21 protein-coding genes are annotated in these 21,721 nt (G+C 54.8%); 8 read left to right on the plus strand and 13 right to left on the minus strand.

Features of this window, described 5'->3' with window-relative positions; all coding sequences use genetic code 11:
• Window positions 1-50: 50 nt before the first annotated feature.
• Together PMI17_RS13360 and PMI17_RS13365 are read right to left on the minus strand one after the other, a co-directional pair.
• Window positions 51-362, minus strand: a complete 312-nt coding sequence (locus tag PMI17_RS13360) for a putative quinol monooxygenase (protein WP_009127705.1) — start codon at window positions 360-362, stop codon at window positions 51-53.
• 31 nt (window positions 363-393) lie between these two features.
• A complete protein-coding gene (locus tag PMI17_RS13365) occupies window positions 394-975 on the minus strand; it encodes an NAD(P)H-dependent oxidoreductase (protein WP_009127707.1) in 582 nt (193 codons plus the stop codon).
• Window positions 976-1,134: 159 nt separating this feature from the next.
• Between PMI17_RS13365 and PMI17_RS13370 the strand changes: the two genes are divergently transcribed.
• Window positions 1,135-1,899 (plus strand): transporter substrate-binding domain-containing protein, encoded by a 765-nt coding sequence (locus PMI17_RS13370; RefSeq protein WP_009127709.1) that lies wholly within the window; start codon window positions 1,135-1,137, stop codon window positions 1,897-1,899.
• A gap of 112 nt (window positions 1,900-2,011) precedes the next feature.
• On the opposite strand, the gene PMI17_RS13375 is transcribed toward PMI17_RS13370, so the two are convergent.
• The 6 genes from PMI17_RS13375 to PMI17_RS13400 form a co-directional block, all read right to left on the minus strand.
• Window positions 2,012-2,872 (minus strand): ketose-bisphosphate aldolase, encoded by an 861-nt coding sequence (locus PMI17_RS13375; RefSeq protein ID WP_009127711.1) that lies wholly within the window; start codon window positions 2,870-2,872, stop codon window positions 2,012-2,014.
• Window positions 2,873-3,027: 155 nt separating this feature from the next.
• On the minus strand, window positions 3,028-3,879 hold the full coding sequence (locus tag PMI17_RS13380) for a class II fructose-bisphosphate aldolase (RefSeq protein ID WP_009127713.1): 852 nt from the start codon (window positions 3,877-3,879) through the stop codon (window positions 3,028-3,030).
• Between the two features lie 9 nt (window positions 3,880-3,888).
• Window positions 3,889-4,980, minus strand: coding sequence for a PTS fructose transporter subunit IIC (locus tag PMI17_RS13385; RefSeq protein ID WP_009127715.1), 1,092 nt, complete (start codon window positions 4,978-4,980; stop codon window positions 3,889-3,891).
• A gap of 11 nt (window positions 4,981-4,991) precedes the next feature.
• The gene (locus tag PMI17_RS13390) at window positions 4,992-5,306 is read right to left on the minus strand and encodes a PTS fructose transporter subunit IIB (protein ID WP_009127717.1); all 315 of its coding nucleotides are present in this window, start codon (window positions 5,304-5,306) and stop codon (window positions 4,992-4,994) included.
• 24 nt (window positions 5,307-5,330) lie between these two features.
• Window positions 5,331-5,801, minus strand: coding sequence for a PTS sugar transporter subunit IIA (locus PMI17_RS13395; protein ID WP_009127719.1), 471 nt, complete (start codon window positions 5,799-5,801; stop codon window positions 5,331-5,333).
• A gap of 17 nt (window positions 5,802-5,818) precedes the next feature.
• Window positions 5,819-7,381, minus strand: a complete 1,563-nt coding sequence (locus PMI17_RS13400; protein WP_009127722.1) for a transcription antiterminator — start codon at window positions 7,379-7,381, stop codon at window positions 5,819-5,821.
• Between the two features lie 407 nt (window positions 7,382-7,788).
• Here PMI17_RS13400 and parC point away from each other — a divergent pair, with 407 nt between their 5' ends.
• From parC to ftsP, 3 genes are all read left to right on the plus strand, one after another.
• On the plus strand, window positions 7,789-10,059 hold the full coding sequence (gene parC, locus PMI17_RS13405) for a DNA topoisomerase IV subunit A (protein ID WP_009127724.1): 2,271 nt from the start codon (window positions 7,789-7,791) through the stop codon (window positions 10,057-10,059).
• A gap of 41 nt (window positions 10,060-10,100) precedes the next feature.
• Entirely contained in the window at window positions 10,101-10,838 is a 738-nt protein-coding gene (locus PMI17_RS13410) for a 1-acylglycerol-3-phosphate O-acyltransferase (protein WP_009127726.1), read from the plus strand.
• Between the two features lie 118 nt (window positions 10,839-10,956).
• Window positions 10,957-12,384: a cell division protein FtsP gene (ftsP, locus tag PMI17_RS13415; RefSeq protein ID WP_009127728.1), complete on the plus strand. Its 1,428-nt coding sequence runs from the start codon at window positions 10,957-10,959 to the stop codon at window positions 12,382-12,384.
• A gap of 121 nt (window positions 12,385-12,505) precedes the next feature.
• Here ftsP and dkgA read toward each other — a convergent pair whose 3' ends face one another.
• Window positions 12,506-13,333, minus strand: a complete 828-nt coding sequence (dkgA, locus tag PMI17_RS13420) for a 2,5-didehydrogluconate reductase DkgA (protein WP_009127730.1) — start codon at window positions 13,331-13,333, stop codon at window positions 12,506-12,508.
• A 204-nt stretch (window positions 13,334-13,537) separates the two neighbouring features.
• Here dkgA and PMI17_RS13425 point away from each other — a divergent pair, with 204 nt between their 5' ends.
• Window positions 13,538-14,458, plus strand: coding sequence for an AraC family transcriptional regulator (locus PMI17_RS13425; protein WP_009127732.1), 921 nt, complete (start codon window positions 13,538-13,540; stop codon window positions 14,456-14,458).
• Here PMI17_RS13425 and PMI17_RS13430 read toward each other — a convergent pair whose 3' ends face one another.
• The gene (locus tag PMI17_RS13430) at window positions 14,459-15,121 is read right to left on the minus strand and encodes a DedA family protein (RefSeq protein ID WP_009127733.1); all 663 of its coding nucleotides are present in this window, start codon (window positions 15,119-15,121) and stop codon (window positions 14,459-14,461) included.
• 98 nt (window positions 15,122-15,219) lie between these two features.
• On the minus strand, window positions 15,220-16,410 hold the full coding sequence (metC, locus tag PMI17_RS13435; protein WP_009127734.1) for a cystathionine beta-lyase: 1,191 nt from the start codon (window positions 16,408-16,410) through the stop codon (window positions 15,220-15,222).
• Window positions 16,411-16,670: 260 nt separating this feature from the next.
• Between metC and exbB the strand changes: the two genes are divergently transcribed.
• Window positions 16,671-17,399: a tol-pal system-associated acyl-CoA thioesterase gene (exbB, locus tag PMI17_RS13440; protein WP_071531065.1), complete on the plus strand. Its 729-nt coding sequence runs from the start codon at window positions 16,671-16,673 to the stop codon at window positions 17,397-17,399.
• Window positions 17,400-17,404: 5 nt separating this feature from the next.
• On the plus strand, window positions 17,405-17,827 hold the full coding sequence (gene exbD, locus PMI17_RS13445) for a TonB system transport protein ExbD (protein WP_009127738.1): 423 nt from the start codon (window positions 17,405-17,407) through the stop codon (window positions 17,825-17,827).
• 84 nt (window positions 17,828-17,911) lie between these two features.
• Here the strand turns inward: exbD and PMI17_RS13450 are convergent, their stop codons facing one another.
• Window positions 17,912-19,753, minus strand: a complete 1,842-nt coding sequence (locus PMI17_RS13450; RefSeq protein ID WP_009127740.1) for an Ig-like domain-containing protein — start codon at window positions 19,751-19,753, stop codon at window positions 17,912-17,914.
• Window positions 19,754-20,153: 400 nt separating this feature from the next.
• Between PMI17_RS13450 and PMI17_RS13455 the strand changes: the two genes are divergently transcribed.
• Complete coding sequence (locus tag PMI17_RS13455) at window positions 20,154-21,500, plus strand: MFS transporter (RefSeq protein ID WP_009127743.1); 1,347 nt, start codon at window positions 20,154-20,156, stop codon at window positions 21,498-21,500.
• Window positions 21,501-21,526: 26 nt separating this feature from the next.
• Here PMI17_RS13455 and PMI17_RS25740 read toward each other — a convergent pair.
• A partial coding sequence (locus PMI17_RS25740; protein ID WP_238541546.1) for a hypothetical protein occupies window positions 21,527-21,721 on the minus strand: 195 nt, incomplete at its 5' end.

Consider the following 21,721-nt stretch of genomic DNA (forward strand, 5'->3'; position numbering starts at 1 on the left):
GATTGGGGTTTTTTTATGCTTGATGCGGATACAAAAAATGAACCACTGACCTATTTCTTTGCGTCTTCCAGCACCAGAATTTTCACATCAACCACTTCATCTTTAATGATTTCGCGATGCGCATCCATATGCGGCATTTGCTGATGCTGCTCCAGATGGCGCAGCGATTCCCACAACTCCAGCATAAAAATCGAGTCTGGCGAATTCTGTTTCCACGGCACCTGCGCTTGATGATCCACCAGCGCATTGTATTGATGGCAGCCATCCTCTTCCAGCACGGTTGGAATCAGTTTATTAATAGCATCCAGCACCACCTGACGGCGGCCTGGCTTCACACAAATCTCTGCGACGACGGTTAACATAGTGCTTCCTCTTTTCCCTGGGTGCTTACAGTTAAGCAAAGATCTGGCTGAGATGAGTCCGATAACGCTCAATATCGCGCGGCACGTCCGGCATCTTAATCACATCGTTACATATAAAGGTCGGCAGAGCTTCCATTCCGAGGAACTGGTTAGCTTTATGGAAGTGCAGATACAAACCATCCACGCCGACGCCTTCAAAGAACTGCTCTGGATCGTTAAACGCTTCCAGCGGTGCGTTCCAGGTCAAGGACAGCATATATTTTTTACCCTGAATCAAGCCGCCCGAACCGTACTTTTTACCGGCATCGCTGCGCGTGCGGCCATCGCTGGCATACAGTGAACCGTGACCTTCGGTGAAGACGTCATCGATGTACTTTTTCACCGTCCACGGTTCGCCCATCCACCAGCCAGGCATCTGATAAATCACCACATCGCTGTCGAGATATTTCTGCACTTCTTCAGTCACGTTGTAATCGCTATCGGCAAGGGTGACTTGTACCTGATGTCCCAGGTCGCGCAGCTGACTGGCCGCCACGTCGGTTAACGTATGATTCAGCTCGCCTTTCGAATGGGCAAAAGTTTTTCCGCCATCGATAATTAAAATATTGCTCATGTTTCGCTCCGTTTCTCGTTGATGGCGCCCACTCTACGCGCGTGCGGGAGAGAGAAAAATGCGTGATTGATCACAACACTTTTGCGAATACAGCAATAATGCGCCCGCTTATGAAACAATCTGCGCGCAAACCAACATCAACTCGAAAAAGAAGAAGCCATGAAAACCGCGATACTGAGTGCATTACTTCTGGTGACGGGCGCTGCTCAGGCGCAATCCCACCTTGATGAAATCCGTGCCAGCAAAACCTTAAAAGTCTGTACCACCGGCGATTACAAACCTTACAGCTATCTGCGCAGCGATGGCCAATATGAAGGGCTGGATATCAGCATGGCGCAATCGCTGGCCGCCAGCCTTGGCGCAAAAGTGCAATGGGTGCCGACCACCTGGAAAACCCTGAGTGATGATTTTGTGGCGAAGCAGTGTGATATCGCCTTGGGCGGCGTCTCGGTTACGCTCAAACGCCAGCAGATTGCCTGGTTTGCCCAACCGCTCGGCGTGGATGGCAAAATCCCTTTGGTGCGCTGCGATGACAAAGCGAAATATCAAACGGTTGAACAAATCAACCAGGCCAGCGTGCGAGTCATTGAACCGGCCGGCGGCACCAATGAAGCCTTCGTCCACAGCCATCTGCCGCAGGCGACGCTGCAACTGGCCGATAACGTCGGCATTTTTCAGCAGCTGGTGGATAACAAAGCCGATGTGATGATCACCGATGCGTCTGAAGCGCTGTTACAGCAAAAGCACTATCCAACGCTGTGCGCGATCAATCCGGAGAAGCCGATGCAGTACGGCGAGAAGGCGTACATGATCCCGCGCGATGATATGAGCTGGAAGCTGTATGTCGATCAGTGGCTGCATCTCAGCACCGCCACCGGCGAATATGCACAGATTGCCGGACAGTGGTTAGGGGTGATTAAGTAAAAAAAATGCGCGATAAATCGCGCCGCTACGGTTTTGTGCACTGTTTGGGCACAAGCCTCAATACGTGCACTTACTGTAGCGGCGCAATTTATTGCGCAAGGTAGCATAATGATCAGTACAAACTCGCCTTACCCAATCCACCAAACAGATTCATTTTGTAGCGAATCACCGCTTTCGCGGCAGTAATCGCATCCGGATAAATCACGTTCGGATCCCACCAGGTCTCACGCGCCAGAATTTCACGAAGCTTATCGAAATAGGCAAATTTCATATCGCTGGAAATATTGATTTTACCCACCCCAAGCGTCACCGCTTCAGCGATCTCCGCATCCGGATTGGCTGAACCGCCATGCAGCACCAGCGGAATGGTTACGCGCTGTGAAATGTCTCGCAGAATATGCATCTGCAGTTCCGGCTTCATATTTTTGGGATAGATGCCGTGCGCGGTACCAATCGCCACCGCCAGCGTATCCACGCCGGTGCGCTGCACAAAATCCTCCGCCTGCGCCGGTTCGGTGTAGATCACTTTACTCACGCCGCCTTCCACAGAAGTACCGGTATCGCCGATGGTGCCGAGTTCACCTTCCACCGACACCCCCACCGCGTGCGCTAGCTTCACCACCTCTTTGGTCAGCGCCACGTTCTCTTCATAGGGCAGCAGCGAACCATCGATCATCACCGAAGTAAAACCGCACTGAATGGCGCGCAACACTTGGGCGATAGACGCGCCATGATCGAGGTGGAGGGTAAACGGCACTTTGCTTTTTAGCGTGCGTTCACGCACATAGCCAAAGAACGCATCGGTGACAAACTCCAGCTCGCTCGGGTGGATGGAAATTATCGCGGGCGTGTTTGTGGCTTCGGCTTCTTCCACTACCGCACGGATAAAGCAGCTGTCCGCCACATTAAAAGCGCCAATCGCATAACGGTGTTCACGAGTCGGTGCCAACATCTCTTTCATTGAAATCAACATGTTAATTTTTCCTCAGCGTGATGTTTACCGGAGCCGACGCGCGCGCCGACCCGATGATGGAGAGTGATAAGGTGATTTTTAAAACCGGGTGCGCCTAAATGCGCACCGTACAATGTTGGGTCGCCATTAATGGCGACCGCCAGCCAGCGCCGTTGCTAAACCTTGCCCGCCGAGCCCGACCAGCTCAGATACTCAACCACCACTTCGCGGCAGGCGGACTCCATCAGCGCAAGGAGATCGGCGAGCTCCGCGTGGGGGTGCTGTTTCAGCGCCTGTTCAACTGCCATTTTCCCGGCATCAAACACCGCCGCGCCGACGTTAATCTTGGCGACGCCAAACTCGCTCACGCGGCGAATATCTTCGGCCGGCGTGCCTGAACCGCCATGCAGCGCCAGCGGTCGGGTGGAAACCGCCTGCAGCTCCTGCAAGCGCTGGAAATCAATTTTTGGCTTTACGCCCGCCGGATAAAGCCCGTGCGCCGTGCCGACCGAAATCGCCAGCAGATCGATATCGGTCTGCTCGATAAACGGCAGCACATCCGCCACCTGCGTCATCTTTACCGAAGCATCCGCCAGCGCGTAGGTGGGCGCATCGGCGATATGCCCTAACTCGCCTTCCACGCAAACGCCGGCGGTGTGCGCCATCTTTACCACCGCGGCGGTCTGGCGAATGTTCTCAGCGAGTGGCTCCGATGAGGCATCAATCATCAAGCCGGTAAAACCGGCGCGAAACGCCTGACCAATCAGCGGAAACGCTTTGCCGTGATCGAGTGCCAGCGCCACTGGCACGCGGGCGGTATCGGCCAGCGCTTGGACTAACGGCACTGCGATCGCTGGCGGAAAGTGCGCGCTATGCCCCTGATAAACATTGAGGATCAGCGGGGCGCGCTGCTGTTCGGCGGCCTGAATGGCGGCTCGCGCGGTTTCAAGGTTGAAGCAGTTAATCGCCAGCACCGCGTAGCGCTGTTGGGCAGCGGCCTGAATCAGGTCATTCATCATGGCAAACATGGTGGCTCCTTATTCCAGAGTGAATTTGATCTCTTCATCGCGGACGCCTGGGGCTTCCACGTCATCGAACTCTTCATCTGCTTGGGTGACCGGTTTTTTCAGCACCGCCAGCATCACGCCGCACACCGTGGTACCGATGCCGAGCGCTAAGCAGAACAGCCAGGGTTTGGTGAACAGCGGCACCACAAACATCCCGCCGTGCGGCACCGGTGCGCCCACGCCCCACACCATAATCAGCCCGCCGGCGAGGGCGGAGGCCACCACGCAGCTGCCAACCACGCGGAACAGGTCGCGCGCCGCAATCGGAATCACCCCTTCGGTAATCATGCAGATGCCCATCGGGAAGGCGGCTTTCAGCGCCTCTTTTTCCGCTTTGGTGTATTTGTTGCGACTCAGCAGATACGACAGCGTGATGCCGAACGGCGGAATCATCGAGCCGACAAACTTCACCGCTTCCGGCCCGTAGATGCCGTCAACCAGCATGCCGTCGGCGAACAGCGACATGGTTTTATTCACCGGTCCACCGAAGTCGAAGGTGGCCATCGCGCCAAGAATCGCGCCCATCATAAACTTCGAGCCGCCCTGCATCGATTCCAGCAGCGCAATCAGTGCCTTTTGCAGCCAGACAATCGGCTGGCCGATAAAGGTCATCATCAACAGCCCGGCAATGATGGTGCTGAGCACCGGCAGCACCATAATCGGCATTAAGCCCTGCATCGATTTCGGCAACCTGATGGTGCGGCGCAGCAGCAGCACCGTGTAACCCACGAGGAAGCCACCGAGAATGCCGCCGATAAAACCGGTGCCGATCTGTCCGCAGATAAAGCCGACGATCAGGCCGGGCGCAAAACCGGGACGATCGGCGATCGAGTAGGCGATCGCTGCGCTGATCAGCGGCACGATCAAGCCCATGCCCCAGCCGCCAATCTGATTGAGCATCCAGGCGAGGCTACCGGTCTGTTTGCCGACATCCGGCCCGCCGATCACCTGGCCGAGCGCGATACAGATCCCGGCGGCAACGATCAGCGGGATCATCCAGGAGATGCCGGTGAGCAGATGCCCTTTGATCTCCTGGCCGTACTGGCGTTTGCTATCACTCATGCTGGATCTCCTCAGGCGCGCGCCAGTGAATCCGCCACTTTTTCGAGGAATTTAACCGGTGACTTGATCACCACTTCGGTTTTCACTCGCACAATGGGTTTGCCCTGAAAGCGCTCCTCGCCTTTAATCTTCACGTCGACGGCGAGGATCACCACGTCAGCGGCGGCAATCTCCTCCGCCGTCAGTGGCGTTTCGGTGCCGATGGTGCCCTGCGTTTCCACGTGGATGGTGTGGCCCAACGCGTGGGCCCCCTTAATCAGTTTTTCGCGCGCAATATAGGTATGCGCGATGCCTGCCGTGCAGGCCGCTACACAGACGATATTCATGTGTCACCTCAGAGAGTTAGGCGGTTAACAGAGGTCGGTTTCGGCGTACTGACTAAACAGCCGGATGATATTGCTGGCATCGTTTTCCACCAGCAGTTGGGCTATCACCTCATCATCGGCCAGCGCGCTGGCCACCTGCGACAACAGGCGAATATGGGTAGTGTTCTGATCTTCCAGCCGCACCGCGAACAGGATGATGCAGCGCACCTGGCTGCCATCCAGCGTTTCCCATGGAATGTCATGTTGGGTGCGGCCGATGGCGAGTGTGGTTTGTTTCACCGCCGCAGATTTACCGTGCGGGATGGCAATATGGTTTTCGAAGCCGGTAGAACCTTCGGCTTCGCGCAGCCAGACGTCCTCAATAAAGGCGGCGCGGTCGCTGATGGCGCCGTCGTGGTAGAGCAAATCGGTCAGCTCAAGAATCGCTTCTTCTTTGCTGGTGGCGGTCAGCGCCAGGTTAACGCGGCGCGGCGTCAGAATGCGGGAAATATCCATGGTGAATCCTCATGCAATTAATGTTCAGCCAAGGCGCAGAAGGCGCCGTCAGGTAGCTGGCTACCAATCATGGCGTCAGTCACCCGCCGGATATCGTCATCGTTAAAGAAGGCGCTGACATACACTGCCGGAACAGCCCCGGCGGGGAGGTGAATGGTGGTAATCACCAAATCCACCGTTTCTCGCTGGCAAAAGTCAGCCTGATTACTGGCCGAGACGACGCCAACAATTTCCCAATCCGGAAAGGCGCGCAGGATGCGGCTCTTAAGCAAATGCGAGGTGCCAACGCCGCTGGAGCACACCACCAGAATGCGTTTGTGAGCGATTTGTCGCTCCAGCGCGGCCTGGAAATGCACGCACAGATAACCTATTTCGTCATCCGCCACCGATGAAAGTCCCTGGCTGCGTGCAGTTAATTGCATCGCCTGTTTAGTCAAAGAAAATATCTCTTTCATCTCCTGCTGAATATCTTCCAGCAGCGGATTGCGAATATGAATATGGTATTTGAGTCGATTTAATAATGGTTTTATATGTACCAGCAATCCTTCAAATAATAATCGGTCCTGCACTAAATCCTGCTGAATAAAGGATGAGAAACGATCAATTAATTCACAGGTTATTTTTACGGATTCAGCAGTGGAAAATTGATTATGCAGCGGTGCATTATCACCGCGCTCTTCCACCACAATGCCGGATGAGACGATATATTGATAAATAAAGCCCACCTCATCGGCCGGCAGCGCGCAGCACATACGCTGCTCAATCTGGGTCACCATCTGCCTGGCGATGGTGAGAATACGTTGATCGAGATCCTGCGCGCTGGTCAGGGTTTCCAGCGCCAGCGCGTTTCCTTGCGCCATGCGATGCATCATGATCAGGATATGGGTGCAGAGATTGAGGTACCACGCATCGCCCAGCGGATAACTCAATTGCTGCTCCATGTGCTGCAGCAGTGCCTGCACAAAAGCCACATCCTCATCGCCAAAATAGTGCACCAGCGCTTGCTGGCTGCCGGGATCGAGCCGCGGTAGCAGCGGGGTGCCGGCAACGTTTTGCTGCATCACATCGTTAATCAGCGACACCATCGCCTGGCGCAGCGCCTGCTCATTGCCTTCAATGTGCGTGCCGCCGGGGCCGCGCTGCAGCTGCAAACCTAACGGCTGCAACCACTCCTCAATTACCTTCAGATCATTGACGATGGAGGCCTGGCTAATGAAGTAGCGCTCGGAAAGCTTGCTGATCGAGGTGGCGCGCGGTGCGTCGCTCAACAGCTGCGAGGCGATTTTCACCCGGCGGCTATTATGGCCCAGCGCATCCGGGCTGCTTTCATCGCCGTTAAGCTGCTGCTCCAGCAGCAAGCGCTGCTGAATATCATCCACTCGCAAACGTACGCCGCGTCCCGGCGTTTTTTCCAGCTGCAGCGACCAGTTGCTGAGCCAGCTCTCAAGCCACTGCAAATCGCGCTGAATGGTTTTCTCAGACACGCGAAGCTGTGACGCTAACTCTTTACTGGGCTGCGGTGCGGCATGATGCAGCAGCAATTTCACTAATCGGTGTTGTCGCGAAGTCAGTATTTGCATGCGGTCACCCTTATTTCGGCAAAACGTTAATGGCGAATTGATGTTTATATTTATTCCATGCCAGAAATCAGAAGCGCAAAAATGTGGGTCTTGTGGAGTATGAATTTAGGAGAGTCATCGGCAAGCAACAATACTAAATGTTGTCCGCGCGCGCGGACATTATTAATAGGGTGTTGTCGGTGTGGCGTTAATTGCGAAGCTGCTCACATATTATTGGGGATGTTCAGTGTGATATAGCTCCCATTCCTTTTTAAATTTCTAACCAATATCACGTTATTTAATATGAGACGAATCTGTTCGCTGCACTGGCTTCTTTGTGACTAAACCGCACGAATAAGGTAATATCCTCGCCAAATGAGCGCCGGATGTCCCGCCGTTGCGGGCCACGAAGTGAGGATGCGAGCTTAATGAGCGAATTGACGCAGGATGGTGCAGAGCGTCTTGCCCTGCACAAGTTTACGGAAAACGCGTACCTGAACTACTCCATGTACGTGATCATGGATCGTGCGCTGCCGTATATCGGCGACGGTCTAAAACCAGTGCAGCGCCGCATTGTGTACGCCATGTCGGAATTGGGCCTCAATTCCACTGCCAAATTCAAGAAATCGGCGCGTACCGTGGGTGACGTGCTGGGTAAATACCATCCGCACGGCGACAGCGCCTGTTATGAAGCGATGGTGTTGATGGCGCAGCCGTTCTCCTATCGCTATCCGCTGGTGGATGGCCAGGGAAACTGGGGTGCGCCGGACGATCCGAAATCCTTCGCTGCGATGCGTTATACCGAATCGCGCCTGTCTAAATACGCTGAAATCCTGCTGGGTGAGTTGGGTCAGGGCACGTCCGATTACATCCCGAACTTTGACGGCACCCTGCAGGAGCCGAAAATGTTGCCGGCGCGCCTGCCGAACATTCTGCTGAACGGCACCACCGGCATTGCGGTGGGGATGGCAACCGACATTCCGCCGCACAACCTGCGCGAAGTGGCTGAAGCCGCAGTTAAACTGATCGACAATCCCAAAACCACGCTGAATGAGCTGTTGGATATTGTGCAGGGGCCGGATTATCCGACCGAAGCCGAAATCATCACGCCACGCAGTGAAATCCGTAAGATCTATCAAAGCGGTCGCGGTTCCATCCGCCAGCGCGCGGTGTGGAAAAAGGAAGACGGCGATGTGGTGATCACCGCGCTGCCGCATCAGGTTTCCGGTGCGCGCGTGCTGGAGCAAATTGCCAACCAGATGCGCAACAAAAAGTTGCCGATGGTGGAAGATCTGCGTGATGAATCCAACCACGAAAACCCGACGCGTCTGGTGATTGTGCCGCGCTCTAATCGCGTGGACGTGGAGCAGGTGATGAACCATCTGTTTGCCACCACCGATCTGGAAAAAAGCTATCGCGTTAACCTGAACATGATCGGTCTGGATAACCGTCCGGCGGTGAAAAACCTGCTGGAAATCCTCACTGAGTGGTTGGTTTATCGTCGCGCAACCGTGACGCGCCGCCTCAACTATCGTTTGGATCGCGTGTTGCGTCGCCTGCATATCCTTGAAGGTATGCTGGTAGCGTTCCTCAATATTGATGAAGTCATCCATATTATCCGCAGCGAAGATGAGCCGAAGCCGGTGCTGATGTCGCGCTTTGACATCAGCGACACCCAGGCCGAAGCGATTCTCGAATTGAAACTGCGCCATCTCGCCAAGCTGGAAGAGATGAAGATTCGCGGTGAACAGGCGGAGCTGGAAAAAGAGCGCGACCAGCTGCAGGCGATTCTGGCGTCAGAGCGCAAGATGAGCAACCTGCTGAAGAAAGAGCTGCTGGCCGATAGCCAAACCTACGGCGACGATCGCCGTTCGCCGCTGCGCGAGCGTGAAGAAGCGAAAGCGCTGAGCGAAACCGAGCTGGTCAGCGCCGAGCCGGTCACCATCGTGCTGTCGCAGATGGGCTGGGTGCGTAGCGCCAAAGGTCACGATATCGATCCTGCCGGTTTGAGCTACAAAGCGGGTGACAGCTATCTGGCTGCCGCGCGGGGTAAGAGCAATCAGCCGGTGGCCTTTATTGACTCAACCGGGCGCAGCTACACGCTGGATCCCACTTCGCTGCCGTCAGCGCGCGGGCAGGGCGAACCGCTCACCGGCAAACTGACGCTACCGCCGGGCGCGGTGATGGAGCAGGTGCTGATGGAGCCTGACGATCAGAAACTGCTGATGGCGTCGGATGCCGGTTACGGTTTCATCTGTACCTTTGCCGATCTGGTGTCGCGCAATCGTGCCGGTAAAGCGTTGCTGACGCTGCCGGAAAACGCCAAAGTGATGACGCCAATGGCGGTGCATTCAGGTGATGATATGCTGCTGGCGATCACGCAGGCCGGACGCATGCTGATGTTCCCGGTCGGCGATCTGCCGCAGATGTCGAAAGGCAAGGGCAACAAAATCATCTCAATCCCTTCGGCGGATGCTGCAGCGGGCACCGACAAACTACAATGGTTGCTGATTCTGCCGCCAGGCGCGTCGATCACCCTGTACGTCGGCAAGCGTAAGCTGATTATGCGTGATGAAGATCTGCAGAAAGTCCGCGCCGATCGCGGTCGTCGCGGCAGTGTAGCGCGTGGCCTGCAACGCATTGATAGCGTAGAAGTGAATGCACCAGCGCGTCCAAAAGCTGACGCGAGTGAAGAGTAACGCTGTAATTCAGGCGATGGAATGCCCAATTTGAGGAATCTATGTTACTAATTTTACGAGCAATTATTGTTATTGTTTATTCAATTGTGGTCAGTATTATCGGCATTATCTGGTGTCTTTTTTCACCGCGTAATCCGCGTCACGTGGCGACGTTCGGCCATATGCTGGGTCGGCTGTCGACGGTGTTTGGTCTCAAAGTAGAACTGCGCAAGCCGCCGGAAGCCGCGCATTATGGCAACGCGATCTATATCGCCAACCACCAGAACAACTACGACATGATCACCGCTGCCAAGATTGTGCAGCCCACCACGGTGACCGTCGGTAAGAAAAGCCTGCTGTGGATTCCATTTTTTGGCCAGCTCTATTGGCTGACCGGTAACCTATTGATTGACCGTGATAACCGCTCGAAAGCGCACGGCACCATTGGTGAGCTGGTGGATCAATTCAACAAAAAGCGCATCTCGTTCTGGATGTTCCCGGAAGGGACGCGCAGTCGCGGTCGCGGTCTGCTGCCGTTCAAAACCGGCGCGTTCCATGCGGCGGTGGCGGCCGGTGTCCCGATCATTCCCATCGTGGTTTCCAACACCCACGATAAGATCAAGCTGAACCGCTGGAACAACGGTTTAGTGATTGTCGAGATGTTGCCACCGGTCGATACGTCGCAGTTTGCCACCACGTCGGTACGCAAGCTCGCCACGCACTGCCGTGAATTAATGTCGACTAAACTGGAAGAATTGAACGCCGAAGTCGCCGAGCGTGAAAAAAGCGGTAAACTCTGACCAGCAAAAAGGGGCAGATAATCATCTGCCCCGTTCTCAAGCCACACAGCAACGAATAATCAATTAAAACAACATGGACACGGCGTCTCTACGCCACGCTCAAAAGGTCTGAAGTTTTATGTCTTGCAGCAGACGTCAGTTTATTCAACTTTCTGCCGGTGTCGCGCTGGCTTCCAGTGCCATGCCTTACGCCGCCCGCGCCGCCGCGCCATTGGGCGATACGCCACTTCCTATTCCGCCGCTGATTGAATCACGTCGCGGACAACCGCTATTTTTAACGCTGCAGCGCAGCCATTGGTCGTTCAGCGGCAACAGCAATAAAGTGCCGGTGTGGGGTCTTAACGGTATGTATCTCGGCCCAACGGTGCGCGTTTACAGCGGCGACGATGTGAAGCTGATTTACAGCAACCGCCTTAACGAACCGGTATCAATGACCGTTAGCGGTTTGCAGGTGCCGGGCGCGTTGATGGGCGGTGCGCCGCGCATGATGTCGGCGGGTGCCGATTGGGCACCGGTATTGCCGATTCGCCAGGGCGCGGGCACGCTGTGGTATCACGCCAACACGCCAAACCGCATGGCGCCGCACGTCTATAACGGCCTGGCCGGCATGTGGTTGGTTGAAGATGATGTCAGCAAATCGCTGCCGCTGCCGAAACATTACGGCGTCGATGATTTCCCGTTGATCATTCAGGATAAGCGGCTCGATAACTTCGCCACGCCGGTTTACAACCCACCCTCCAGCGGCGGTTTTGTTGGCGATGTGCTGTTGGTGAACGGCGTGCAAAATCCGTATGTCGAAGTCTCACGCGGCTGGGTACGTTTGCGTTTACTGAATGCTTCCAACGCGCGCCGCTTCGATCTCAGCTTCTCCGACAATCGTCCCTTCACGGTGATTGCCAGCGATCAGGGGTTTCTGCCTGCGCCAGTTGCGGTACAGCTGCTGACGCTGGCACCGGGCGAACGTCGTGAAATATTGGTGGATATGTCGCAGGGCGATGAAGTATCGATTACCGCCGGAACGGCGGCGGGCTTGATGGATCGCCTGCGCGGTCTGTTTGAGCCGTCCTCGATTCTGACCAACACGCTGGTGCTAAGCTTGCGCCCAACCGGTTTGTTGCCGCTGGTGACGGATAACCTGCCGATGCGTTTATTGGCGGATCAGATTCTTGATGGCGTAGCGGTGCGCACGCGTGAGTTCCGCATTGGTGATAGCGAGCCGGGCATTAATGGCGTGCTGTGGGACATGAACCGCATTGACACCACCGTGCAGCAAGGCACCTTTGAACGCTGGATCATCCACGCCGATCGCCCGCAGTCGCTGCACATTCAGGGCGTGATGTTCCTGATTAAGAACGTGAATGGCGCGCAGCCGATGGGCGAAGATCGCGGCTGGAAAGATACCGTGTGGGTTGATGGTAGCGTAGAGCTGCTGGTGAGTTTCCCGCAGAGTTCGTCAGAGCATTTCCCGTTTGTCTATTACAGCCAAACGTTAGAGATGGCGGATCGCGGTACGGCGGGGCAGATGCTGGTGAATCCAGCGTTGTAATGCCCTCACCCCAGCCCTCTCCCGCAAGCGGGCGAGGGAGCAGATCGAGCTGATTTGGCACCTAACAATTCCCTCTCCCACTTGTGGGAGAGGGTTAGGGTGAGGGGAAGACTGCACCAACCTAGCCGTTAAACGCTTCCGGATCCGGCCCCAGACGATTACCGCTATCCAGCTTACTGATCTCACTCACCTCAGTCTTATCTAACCTGAAATCAAACACCTGGAAATTCTCGCGGATACGCTCCGGCGTAATCGACTTCGGAATCACCACCAAACCGCTATCCAGATGCCAGCGAATAACGATTTGCGCCGGCGTCTTACCGTACTTCTTCGCCAGCTCGCGGATAATCTCCTGATCGAACACGCCTTTACCGCCTTGCGCCAGCGGGCTCCAGGATTCGGTTTGAATCTGGTGCAGCGCATTCCACGCATGCAGCGTGCGCTGCTGCAGCATCGGATGCAGTTCAATCTGGTTCACCACCGGCGACACTCCGGTTTCATCGATTAAACGTTTGAGATGCGCCTCATGGAAATTACATACGCCGATACTTTTGGTTAAGCCTTGCTGCTGCAGCTCAATCATCCCTTTCCAGGCGTCGACATAGGTATCTTTCTCCGGGCACGGCCAATGCATCAGATACAAATCGACCTGCTCCAGCTGCAGCTTCTTCAGACTGGTTTCCATCGCCTGCTGCCAGTTGGTCTGATCGTCGTTCCACAGCTTGGTGGTGATAAAAATGTCTTCGCGCGCGACATCGGTCTCTTGCAGCGCCTGTCCAACCGCCTCCTCATTTTTATAGATGGCGGCGGTATCAATGGAGCGATAGCCCACTTTTAAGGCTTCCAAAATAGCGTTACGTGCATCGTCAATACTCGCCTGCCAGACACCAAGTCCAAGCTGCGGCATCATGTTGCCGTCGCGTAATTTAATAATGGGTTGCTCTGCCATAATTGCTCCTTATCCGTTGCAGTGACTTACCGTAGAAAAGATGTGCTTAAGTCTAGTCAACAAACCTTGCCTGCGGATCAGTGTGGCAAGCATGCAGCACTTTTGCCTGGGCAATTTCTGCAAGAATCTTGCCTGATTCTCCAGTCTGATGGAGTTTTAAGCAGCGTTACGGCAAACTGCTTTTTTTGCTGCTGAGAGAAAAACATGTCAAACGACGCCCTTTGTCGCCAGCTGGCGCAGCGTGTGGTTGCGTTGATGAGCGACCTGAGTAAGCCGCTGTGCACGGTGGAAAACGTCAAGCTAATCTATGCCTGCGAAACCCTGCCGCGTACGCCGATGATGTATCAACCTGGGATTGTGATTCTGTTTCAGGGGCGTAAAACCGGTTACCTTGGCAGCACCGTTTTTCACTACGACGCCACTAAATATCTGATGCTCACCGTGCCGCTGCCGGTGGAGTGTGAAACCGAAGCCACCCTGGCAGAGCCGCTGGCGGGCATGTGTTTGAGTGTTGATATCGCCAGCCTGCAGGATTTGTTGCTGGATATTGGCGATGACGAGCAGTTCCAGCCGCAGGCGCAAACCTCCGGCATTCATTCAGCCTTTATGAGCGACGAGATGCTGTGCGCTGCCGAGCGCTTGCTGGATGTGATGAACAATCCGCGCGATGCCCGCGTACTGGGGCCACAGCTGGTGCGCGAGATGATCTATTACGTGTTAATCGGGCCGATTGGCGGTGCGCTGCTGTCGCTGGTCAATCGTCAGACGCAGTTCAGCCAGATTGCCCGCGCGCTGCGTCGCATCGAAAATCACTTTGCTGAAAGCCTGAGCGTCGACATGCTGGCCGCCGAAGTGAACATGAGCATCTCGGCGTTTCATCACAACTTTAAAGCGGTGACGCAAACGTCGCCGCTGCAATATCTCAAGCGCTATCGCCTGCATCAGGCGCGCCTGATGATGTTGCAGGATGGCATGAAGGCCAGCGCCGCGGCAGTACGCGTCGGCTATGAAAGTCCTTCGCAATTTTCGCGCGAGTTTAAGCGTTACTTCGGCGTGACGCCGGGAGAAGAGGCGAGCCGCGTGCGTCAAACCGTACCGTTATTACCGTTTGACGCCGCGTCGTAATCAGGAGACTTTCTGGCGGCGTTTTTTCCACACCACCACAATGCTACCGGCAAGACCGATAAACAGCAGGGCAATCGGCAGGATCATCAGGATCGCCATCACCTGATCTTCATGGCGTTTGATAAAGGGCACATGGCTGATGCCGTAGCCCAGCGTCACCACGATCCCAACCCACAACAGGCCGCTCAGCCAGTTAAATAGCTGAAAACGCCCATTTTTCAGTCCCGAAATACCGGCCATAGTCGGCAGCAGCGTGCGGACAAAGGCGAGGAAGCGGCCAACCAGCAGCGCCATCAAGCCATGGCGGTCAAACATCGTCCACGCGCGCTGGTGATATTGTGCCGGCAAGTGTAATAACCAACTTTTCACCAGTTTGGTATTGCCCAGCCAGCGCCCTTGTAAGTAGCTCAACCAACAGCCGAGACTGGCTGCGGTAGTTAAAATGACGATGGTCGGCACGAAATCCATCACGCCCTTGGCCACCATCGCGCCGGCCAGTAACAGCAGGCTGTCGCCCGGCAGAAACGACGCGGGCAATAAACCGTTTTCCAGAAACAGCGTTAAAAACATCACGCCGTAGACAATCCACACGACATCAGGATTACCTAGCGCGGCAAAATCCTGATGCCAAAGCGCCTGGACAATCTCATGTAAAACACCCATCAGCTATTCCATCGAGTCACAAGGATTCTAATTTTAACCTTCTGTGGCACTGCATTCGTTGATCTCTCATCGCCGCCACAGCGTGGTTGAGTTTCTGTTTAGTTATTTAAGCGCGCAAAGCCAGCTTTCAAATCATCCAGCAAGTCATCAACGTGTTCGAGACCAATATGCAGACGCACTAAGGTGCCATCAAAATCAACGCCGCCCGCCGGACGAATCGCCGCCAGTTCCTCAGGCTGATTCGCCAGAATCAGCGATTCATAGCCGCCCCACGAATAGGCCATGCTGAAATGGTGGAAGTGATCGAGATAATTTGCCAACTGCTCGCGACTTAATTTTTCATGCAGGATAAAGGAGAACAAACCGCTGCTGCCGCTGAAGTCGCGCAGCCAGAATGCGTGGCCTTTACACTGCGCCAGCGCCGGATGATTAACGCGCGCCACTTCCGGCTGCGCGGCCAGCCACTCGGCGACCTGCAATCCGCTCTCTTCGTGCTGACGCAGGCGCGTGCCCAGCGTGCGCAGGCCACGGCTCGCCATATAAGCGGTATCGGCGTCAACCATCTGGCCCATCAGGTACGAATTCTCGCGCAGCTGCGGCCAGCAACGCGCATTGGCTACCGCGGTGCCAATCATCGCATCGCTGTGACCAATGATGTATTTGGTGCCGGCCTGAATCGAAATATCGATGCCGTGCTCAAGCGCGTTAAATAACACGCCCGCCGCCCAGGTATTATCGATCATGATAATCGCGTCGGGCGCTTTCGCGCGTACGGCGGCAACGATGGCCGGAATATCCTGCACTTCCATGGTGATCGAAGCCGGAGATTCCAGGAACACCACGCGCGTATTCGGCTGCACCAGTTCGCCAATTTCGCTGCCGATGCAGTGATCGAAATAGGTGGTGGTGACATTCAGCTTGCTGAGAATTTTAGAGCAAAAATCCTGGGTCGGTTCATACACCGCGCCGCTCACCAGAATGTGGTCGCCGGCTTCGACAAAGGACAAAATGGCGTTGGATACCGCCGCCGCGCCGCACGGATAAAGCGCACAGCCGGCGCCGCCTTCCAGCTCGGTCATCGCATCCTGCAGCGAGAAATGGGTGAGGGTGCCGCGACGGCCATAAAACAGTTCGCCTGTTGCGCGACCGGCGGTGGCGCGTTTTTTGTCGGCGACGCTGTCAAAAACCAGTGAGGAAGCGCGTTGAATCACGCTGTTTACTGAGCCCTGAGTGTAACGTTTGCTGCGTCCCGCGGTGACCAGCCTGGTGTCTATTTTTTTCGTTGCCATCACTGCCTTTCCTGACATTTCCCACAAAACATTCACGTTACCACGAATCGCTATGGCGGGTTGAGCCTGAATGCCGATTATCAGAGTGAGGCCAGTATTGCGCATAACATCGGCTAAATTGTGGAAATGACAGGCATCTTTCCTTTGTAAATAGTAATGAGAACCACTATCACTTCGGTGGTGTTTTTTGCTATGATCCGCGCTTCAATCGTGAACTGTGCAACAGAAGTTGGAGATGCAGCGTGGTAGCCAGTGATTTGATGCAAACGGATCTCTCCGTTTGGGGCATGTATCAGCATGCCGATATCGTGGTAAAGATTGTGATGATTGGCCTGTTACTGGCTTCCGTCGTCACCTGGGCGATTTTCTTCGGTAAGTTTGCTGAGCTGAGCGGGGCGAAACGTCGCCTGAAGCGCGAGCAGCAGGCGCTGGGCGAAGCCCGATCGTTAAACGATGCTTACCGTGCTGCTGAAAACTTCAAAGGCAACAGCCACAGCGCTGTGCTGCTCAACGATGCGCACAATGAACTGGAGCTGTCAGCCGGCACTGAAGATTTGGACGGCATTAAAGAGCGCACCAGCTTCCGTCTCGATCGCCGCGTTGCCGCCTTCAGCCGTCATGCCGGTCGCGGTAATGGCTTCCTGGCCACCATCGGTTCCGTTGCGCCATTTATCGGCCTGTTCGGTACCGTTTGGGGCATCATGAACAGCTTCATCGGTATCGCGAAAACACAAACCACCAATCTTGCTGTAGTAGCACCGGGCATCGCTGAAGCGCTGCTGGCCACGGCCATTGGTCTGGTTGCGGCGATTCCTGCGGTGGTTATCTACAACGTTTTCGCGCGCATGATCGCCAGCTACAAAGCGTCGCTGGGCGACGTCGCCGCGCAGGTCATGTTGCTGCAGAGCCGCGATCTTGACCTCGGCAACGTCGATACGGCGAAAGAAGCCAACCGTCCAGCGGCGGCACAGAAACTGCGCGTAGGATAAGTATTATGGCGATGCGTTTAAACGATGACTCGGTAGGCGATGGCGAAATGCACGAAATCAACGTGACGCCGTTTATCGACGTCATGCTGGTTCTGCTGATCATCTTTATGGTCGCCGCACCGTTAGCCACGGTCGATGTGCGCGTTAACCTACCAGCGTCGACCAGCGCGCCCCAGCCGCGTCCGGAAAAACCGGTTTATCTGTCGATTAAAGAAGATAAGCAGATCTACATCGGCAACGATGCGGTGACCAAAGAGACGCTGGTGAATACGTTGACCGCGCAAACCGAAGGCAAGAAAGACACCACCATCTTCTTCCAGGCGGATAAATCAGTTGATTACGCCACCCTGATGGAAGTGATGGATCAGCTGCGCGAAGCCGGTTACCTGAAGATTGGTTTGATGGGCATGGAAACGGTTAAGAAGTAATTCCGTTTGGTACGCTGATGTCTTGAATAGAAGGGTCGCTCTCACAGCGACCCTTTTTTATGGCTGCCTTACTGAGAAGCAGTGTTAGGCGGCGTAAGAGCCAGCGCCATCCTGCAGCAGCAGTTCGCTGTTGTCATGGCTATAAACGTGGTATTGCGCAGCAGTATTGGCCGTAGCGGTTTCTTGCATCCAGTCGCTGGCCTCTGTTCCCTGCGGCAGAATATCTTCCAGCTGTAACGCCACGGCAGTAGTGTCCTGGAGCTCAAGCTGCGAGCTGTCAATAAACAGACCTTCGCCATCCTCGACCAGCAACTGCTGCAGCGTTAGGTTGCTGTTTTCCTCTGGCTCGACACTGCTGATCTGCGCCTCCTCAACAAGGTTGATGTGGAATTTATCGCTCCAGTTACTTTTCATCTCCCCGGTGGAGGCGCGAGCCTGGTATTCCCAGATGCCCGGTTGATCCAGCTGCGGCGAGGTAAAGCTCCATTTACCGTCTTCGCCCACGCGTGCAGTGCCGCTGCTGCGCAGACTTTCTCCCTGCAGACCAAACTCAATTTCAATGATCTGGCCGGGTGTACCCGTGCCTTGCAGCGTAGGTGTGTTGTCGTCAGTGGTGCCGTTGTGGAAAACAGGATCCTGCACCAGACCCACATCATCGTTGGCAAAATTGATGCTCGGTGCCAGCGGGGCACCTGGGATCATGATCAGCTCGAAGTTATCGCTCCAGTCACTGGTTTGGCCTGCAGTCACGCCGCGCGCACGGAACGCCCACTCGCCATAATTGCTCAGCTCAGCGGACTTAACCTGCCAATTTCCCTGCTGATCAACCGTTGCACTGCCCGCACTTTGCCAGCTACCGTTACTGAGCTTGTACTCAATTTCAACCACGCTTCCCGGCGCGCCTTTGCCCTCTAGCGTCGGCGTTTTGTCATCGGTGGTGCCACGGTGATAAACCGCACCGGTCATCGCCCCGGCGTCATCGTGAGCAAATTCAATGGTTGGCTCGATGTCCTTCAGCGCTTTCATATTGAGCGCAAAATCGGGACGGTAATCGGCGATGCTATTCACATAGGTTGCATGGAAGGTGTAAAGGCCGTCGCCACTGATCATTGAGCGCGACTGAATGGACCAGTCACCATTAGCATCTGCCAGCACGCTGCCTTTATAGCCGATGCCGCCGTGGCTATTCTGCGCATAAAGGTAAACTATGCTATTTGGCTCAGCCCGACCGACAATAACTGGCGCGAAGTCATCGGTGCTCGCGCCAGAGTTCAGCTTGCCCTGTACGGTACCCACGTCATCCATGGCATAGCTGATGGTAGCGGGAATCCCCGGTGAATCATCGACTTGTAATACGTAGCGATCTGAAGATTCACTGACGCGATCAAACTCGTCAGTCGCGGTCACTTTCAGCTGATGCTCGCCGTTGCCAAGCTGTGCCTTGATCGTCCATTCACCATTCTGTAGCGCTACGGTGCTGCCTACCCATTGCTCAAAGTCATAAAGTTGCACAATGCTACCGGGTTGGGCATAGCCTTTTAGCGTAGGGGTTGTGTCATCAGTGATCTGACCATTGCCAATTCCGCCGGTAACCTTGCCGACATCATCTATCGCTGAAGTAATCGCGGGTTTAAAGGGGGCTGAAAGGTCGACCTCCAGTGAGAACTGGTGCGGTTCTCCATGATTATCAGCGAGGTCAAAACCGCGCATGGTGACGTTATGGCTGCCTTCTTTAAAAAACAGCGGCGGCTGAAATGACCAATTACCATCCTCGCCGACTGTGGTGCTGAAGATACGTTCATTAATGATGAATTCAATCACGGTACCGGCTTCATCGGGCAAATTACCTTGCCAGAATTGATAAGGCGTACCGACGCGAATTGATTTACCACCTGAGATAGGATCAAAGCTGAGAGGTGTTGGCATGAGTGTTCTCCACCGGAATTAGCCACGGCCCAATTGCCGTTAAGCGGGCCAAGAATAAAAGCGCGGGTAACGAATATCCTACGGGACTTGTCTCGGAATCGAGCAGAATCTTATTTATAGGGCTAATTAATTTCACATTAAAAACAATAGGTCATTTCGCCACGTATTTTTATTTAGTTTATGATTAATAATTAAATTGAGGAATTAAAAAGGAGATGGCTCTTTTAGGGTTGAATTCGCCAATCAATAATAAATTTAATATTATTCCTATTGCTTATGAAATCTGATTGTTAATTTTTGGTTACCATTGATCATGTGTTTGTAAACTGCAATGGTGAAGAAGATCACGTTTATTCCTGGCTCAGCACGTTAAAACGGAAGAAAAACCAGGAAGGACAATATGAGCGCAAGTCATTCTTTACAAAAGTCGCCGCAGGGCGGTGCCAAAACTATCTTTAGCGTTACCAGCGGTAACTTCCTTGAGATGTACGATTTCATGGTGTTTGGCTATTACGCTACGGCGATCGCCAAAACCTTTTTCCCCGGTGATGATCCCTTTGCCTCTTTGATGCTCACGCTGATGACCTTCGGCGCGGGCTTTTTAATGCGTCCGCTGGGCGCGATTATCCTCGGGGCTTACATCGATCATCATGGTCGACGCAAAGGTTTGCTGCTGACGCTGGGCTTAATGGCCATCGGTACCTTGACCATCGCGCTGGTGCCGGGATATGCCACGCTGGGTGCCGCCGCACCGATTCTGATTCTGCTCGGCCGCTTGCTGCAGGGCTTCTCGGCGGGCGTTGAATTAGGCGGCGTGTCAGTTTATCTGGCGGAAGTGGCGCCAAAGGGGCGCAAGGGCTTTTATGTCAGCTGGCAATCAGGTAGCCAACAGGTGGCGGTGATCTTTGCGGCGCTGCTGGGCCTGGGCTTAAATCACCTGCTGGCGAAAGACGCGGTGACCGAATGGGGCTGGCGTATTCCGTTTGTTGTCGGCTGTATGATTGTGCCGTTCCTGTTTTACATCCGCCGTATGCTGGAGGAGACCGAAGCCTTCAGCCAGCGTAAGCATCATCCCTCAATGAGCCAGATTATGCGCTCAGTCGGCCAGAACTGGGGGCTGGTGTTGGCAGGCATGCTGATGGTGGTCACCACCACCGTGATGTTCTACATGATCACTGCCTTTACCCCGACGTTCGGTAAAACAGTCTTGATGATGAGCGATAAAGAGAGCTTCCTGGTGACGCTGTTTGTCGGCATCTCGAACCTGTTTTGGCTGCCGGTGATGGGCGCATTGTCGGACCGCGTCGGGCGCCGTCCGCTGCTGATTATTTGCACCATCCTGATGATTCTCACCACCTGGCCGGTGCTGCATTGGCTGGTCGGAGCGCCGACCTTTGCCCACCTGGTTGAAGCCGAGCTGTGGCTCTCATTCCTTTACGCCAGCTACAACGGGGCGATGGTGGTGTACCTGGCAGAGATTATGCCGGCAGAAGTGCGCGCCACCGGCTTCTCATTGGCCTATAGCCTGGCGACGGCGCTGTTTGGCGGTTTTACCCCTGCAGTGTCGAGTTATCTGATTCATGCGACTGGCGATAAAGCTATGCCGGGCGTATGGCTGTCATTCGCGGCGGTGTGCGGGCTGGTAGGTACGCTGCTGATTGGCCGTAGGGTGAAGCAGTACCGGGCTGAGCATCGTTCCCCTCACCCTAACCCTCTCCCGCAAGCGGGAGAGGGAATAGTTAGGTAAACCCCTGCAAGCGAGAGAGGAAATAGTCAGGTAATAACCAAACCTACAAACCGCTCGATCGGCTCCTTCTCCCGCCTGCGGGAGAAGGCTGGGATGAGGGACAGCACGCACCATCCCAAAACCCCAAACCCCAAACCCCAAACCCCAAACCCAAAACCCAAAACCCAAAACCCAAAACCCAAAACCCAAAACCCAAAACCCAAAACCCAAAACCCAAAACC

It is taken from the genome of Pantoea sp. GM01, from assembly GCF_000282675.1.
Lineage (GTDB): Bacteria > Pseudomonadota > Gammaproteobacteria > Enterobacterales > Enterobacteriaceae > Pantoea > Pantoea nemavictus.

What these genes read in the sequence shown, in the direction of transcription:
- ftsP (WP_009127728.1), top strand. Translation starts at nt 10,957, where the DNA reads ATGTCTTGCAGCAGACGTCAGTTTATTCAACTTTCTGCCGGTGTCGCG.
- PMI17_RS13400 (WP_009127722.1), bottom strand. Translation starts at nt 7,381, where the DNA reads ATGCAAATACTGACTTCGCGACAACACCGATTAGTGAAATTGCTGCTG.
- PMI17_RS13395 (WP_009127719.1), bottom strand. Translation starts at nt 5,801, where the DNA reads ATGGATATTTCCCGCATTCTGACGCCGCGCCGCGTTAACCTGGCGCTG.
- PMI17_RS13360 (WP_009127705.1), bottom strand. Translation starts at nt 362, where the DNA reads ATGTTAACCGTCGTCGCAGAGATTTGTGTGAAGCCAGGCCGCCGTCAG.
- PMI17_RS13425 (WP_009127732.1), top strand. Translation starts at nt 13,538, where the DNA reads ATGTCAAACGACGCCCTTTGTCGCCAGCTGGCGCAGCGTGTGGTTGCG.
- PMI17_RS13370 (WP_009127709.1), top strand. Translation starts at nt 1,135, where the DNA reads ATGAAAACCGCGATACTGAGTGCATTACTTCTGGTGACGGGCGCTGCT.
- PMI17_RS13390 (WP_009127717.1), bottom strand. Translation starts at nt 5,306, where the DNA reads ATGAATATCGTCTGTGTAGCGGCCTGCACGGCAGGCATCGCGCATACC.
- PMI17_RS13385 (WP_009127715.1), bottom strand. Translation starts at nt 4,980, where the DNA reads ATGAGTGATAGCAAACGCCAGTACGGCCAGGAGATCAAAGGGCATCTG.
- PMI17_RS13365 (WP_009127707.1), bottom strand. Translation starts at nt 975, where the DNA reads ATGAGCAATATTTTAATTATCGATGGCGGAAAAACTTTTGCCCATTCG.
- PMI17_RS13375 (WP_009127711.1), bottom strand. Translation starts at nt 2,872, where the DNA reads ATGTTGATTTCAATGAAAGAGATGTTGGCACCGACTCGTGAACACCGT.
- dkgA (WP_009127730.1), bottom strand. Translation starts at nt 13,333, where the DNA reads ATGGCAGAGCAACCCATTATTAAATTACGCGACGGCAACATGATGCCG.
- PMI17_RS13455 (WP_009127743.1), top strand. Translation starts at nt 20,154, where the DNA reads ATGAGCGCAAGTCATTCTTTACAAAAGTCGCCGCAGGGCGGTGCCAAA.
- PMI17_RS13380 (WP_009127713.1), bottom strand. Translation starts at nt 3,879, where the DNA reads ATGTTTGCCATGATGAATGACCTGATTCAGGCCGCTGCCCAACAGCGC.
- PMI17_RS13430 (WP_009127733.1), bottom strand. Translation starts at nt 15,121, where the DNA reads ATGGGTGTTTTACATGAGATTGTCCAGGCGCTTTGGCATCAGGATTTT.
- metC (WP_009127734.1), bottom strand. Translation starts at nt 16,410, where the DNA reads ATGGCAACGAAAAAAATAGACACCAGGCTGGTCACCGCGGGACGCAGC.
- PMI17_RS13410 (WP_009127726.1), top strand. Translation starts at nt 10,101, where the DNA reads ATGTTACTAATTTTACGAGCAATTATTGTTATTGTTTATTCAATTGTG.
- PMI17_RS13450 (WP_009127740.1), bottom strand. Translation starts at nt 19,753, where the DNA reads ATGCCAACACCTCTCAGCTTTGATCCTATCTCAGGTGGTAAATCAATT.
- exbB (WP_071531065.1), top strand. Translation starts at nt 16,671, where the DNA reads ATGCAAACGGATCTCTCCGTTTGGGGCATGTATCAGCATGCCGATATC.
- exbD (WP_009127738.1), top strand. Translation starts at nt 17,405, where the DNA reads ATGGCGATGCGTTTAAACGATGACTCGGTAGGCGATGGCGAAATGCAC.
- parC (WP_009127724.1), top strand. Translation starts at nt 7,789, where the DNA reads ATGAGCGAATTGACGCAGGATGGTGCAGAGCGTCTTGCCCTGCACAAG.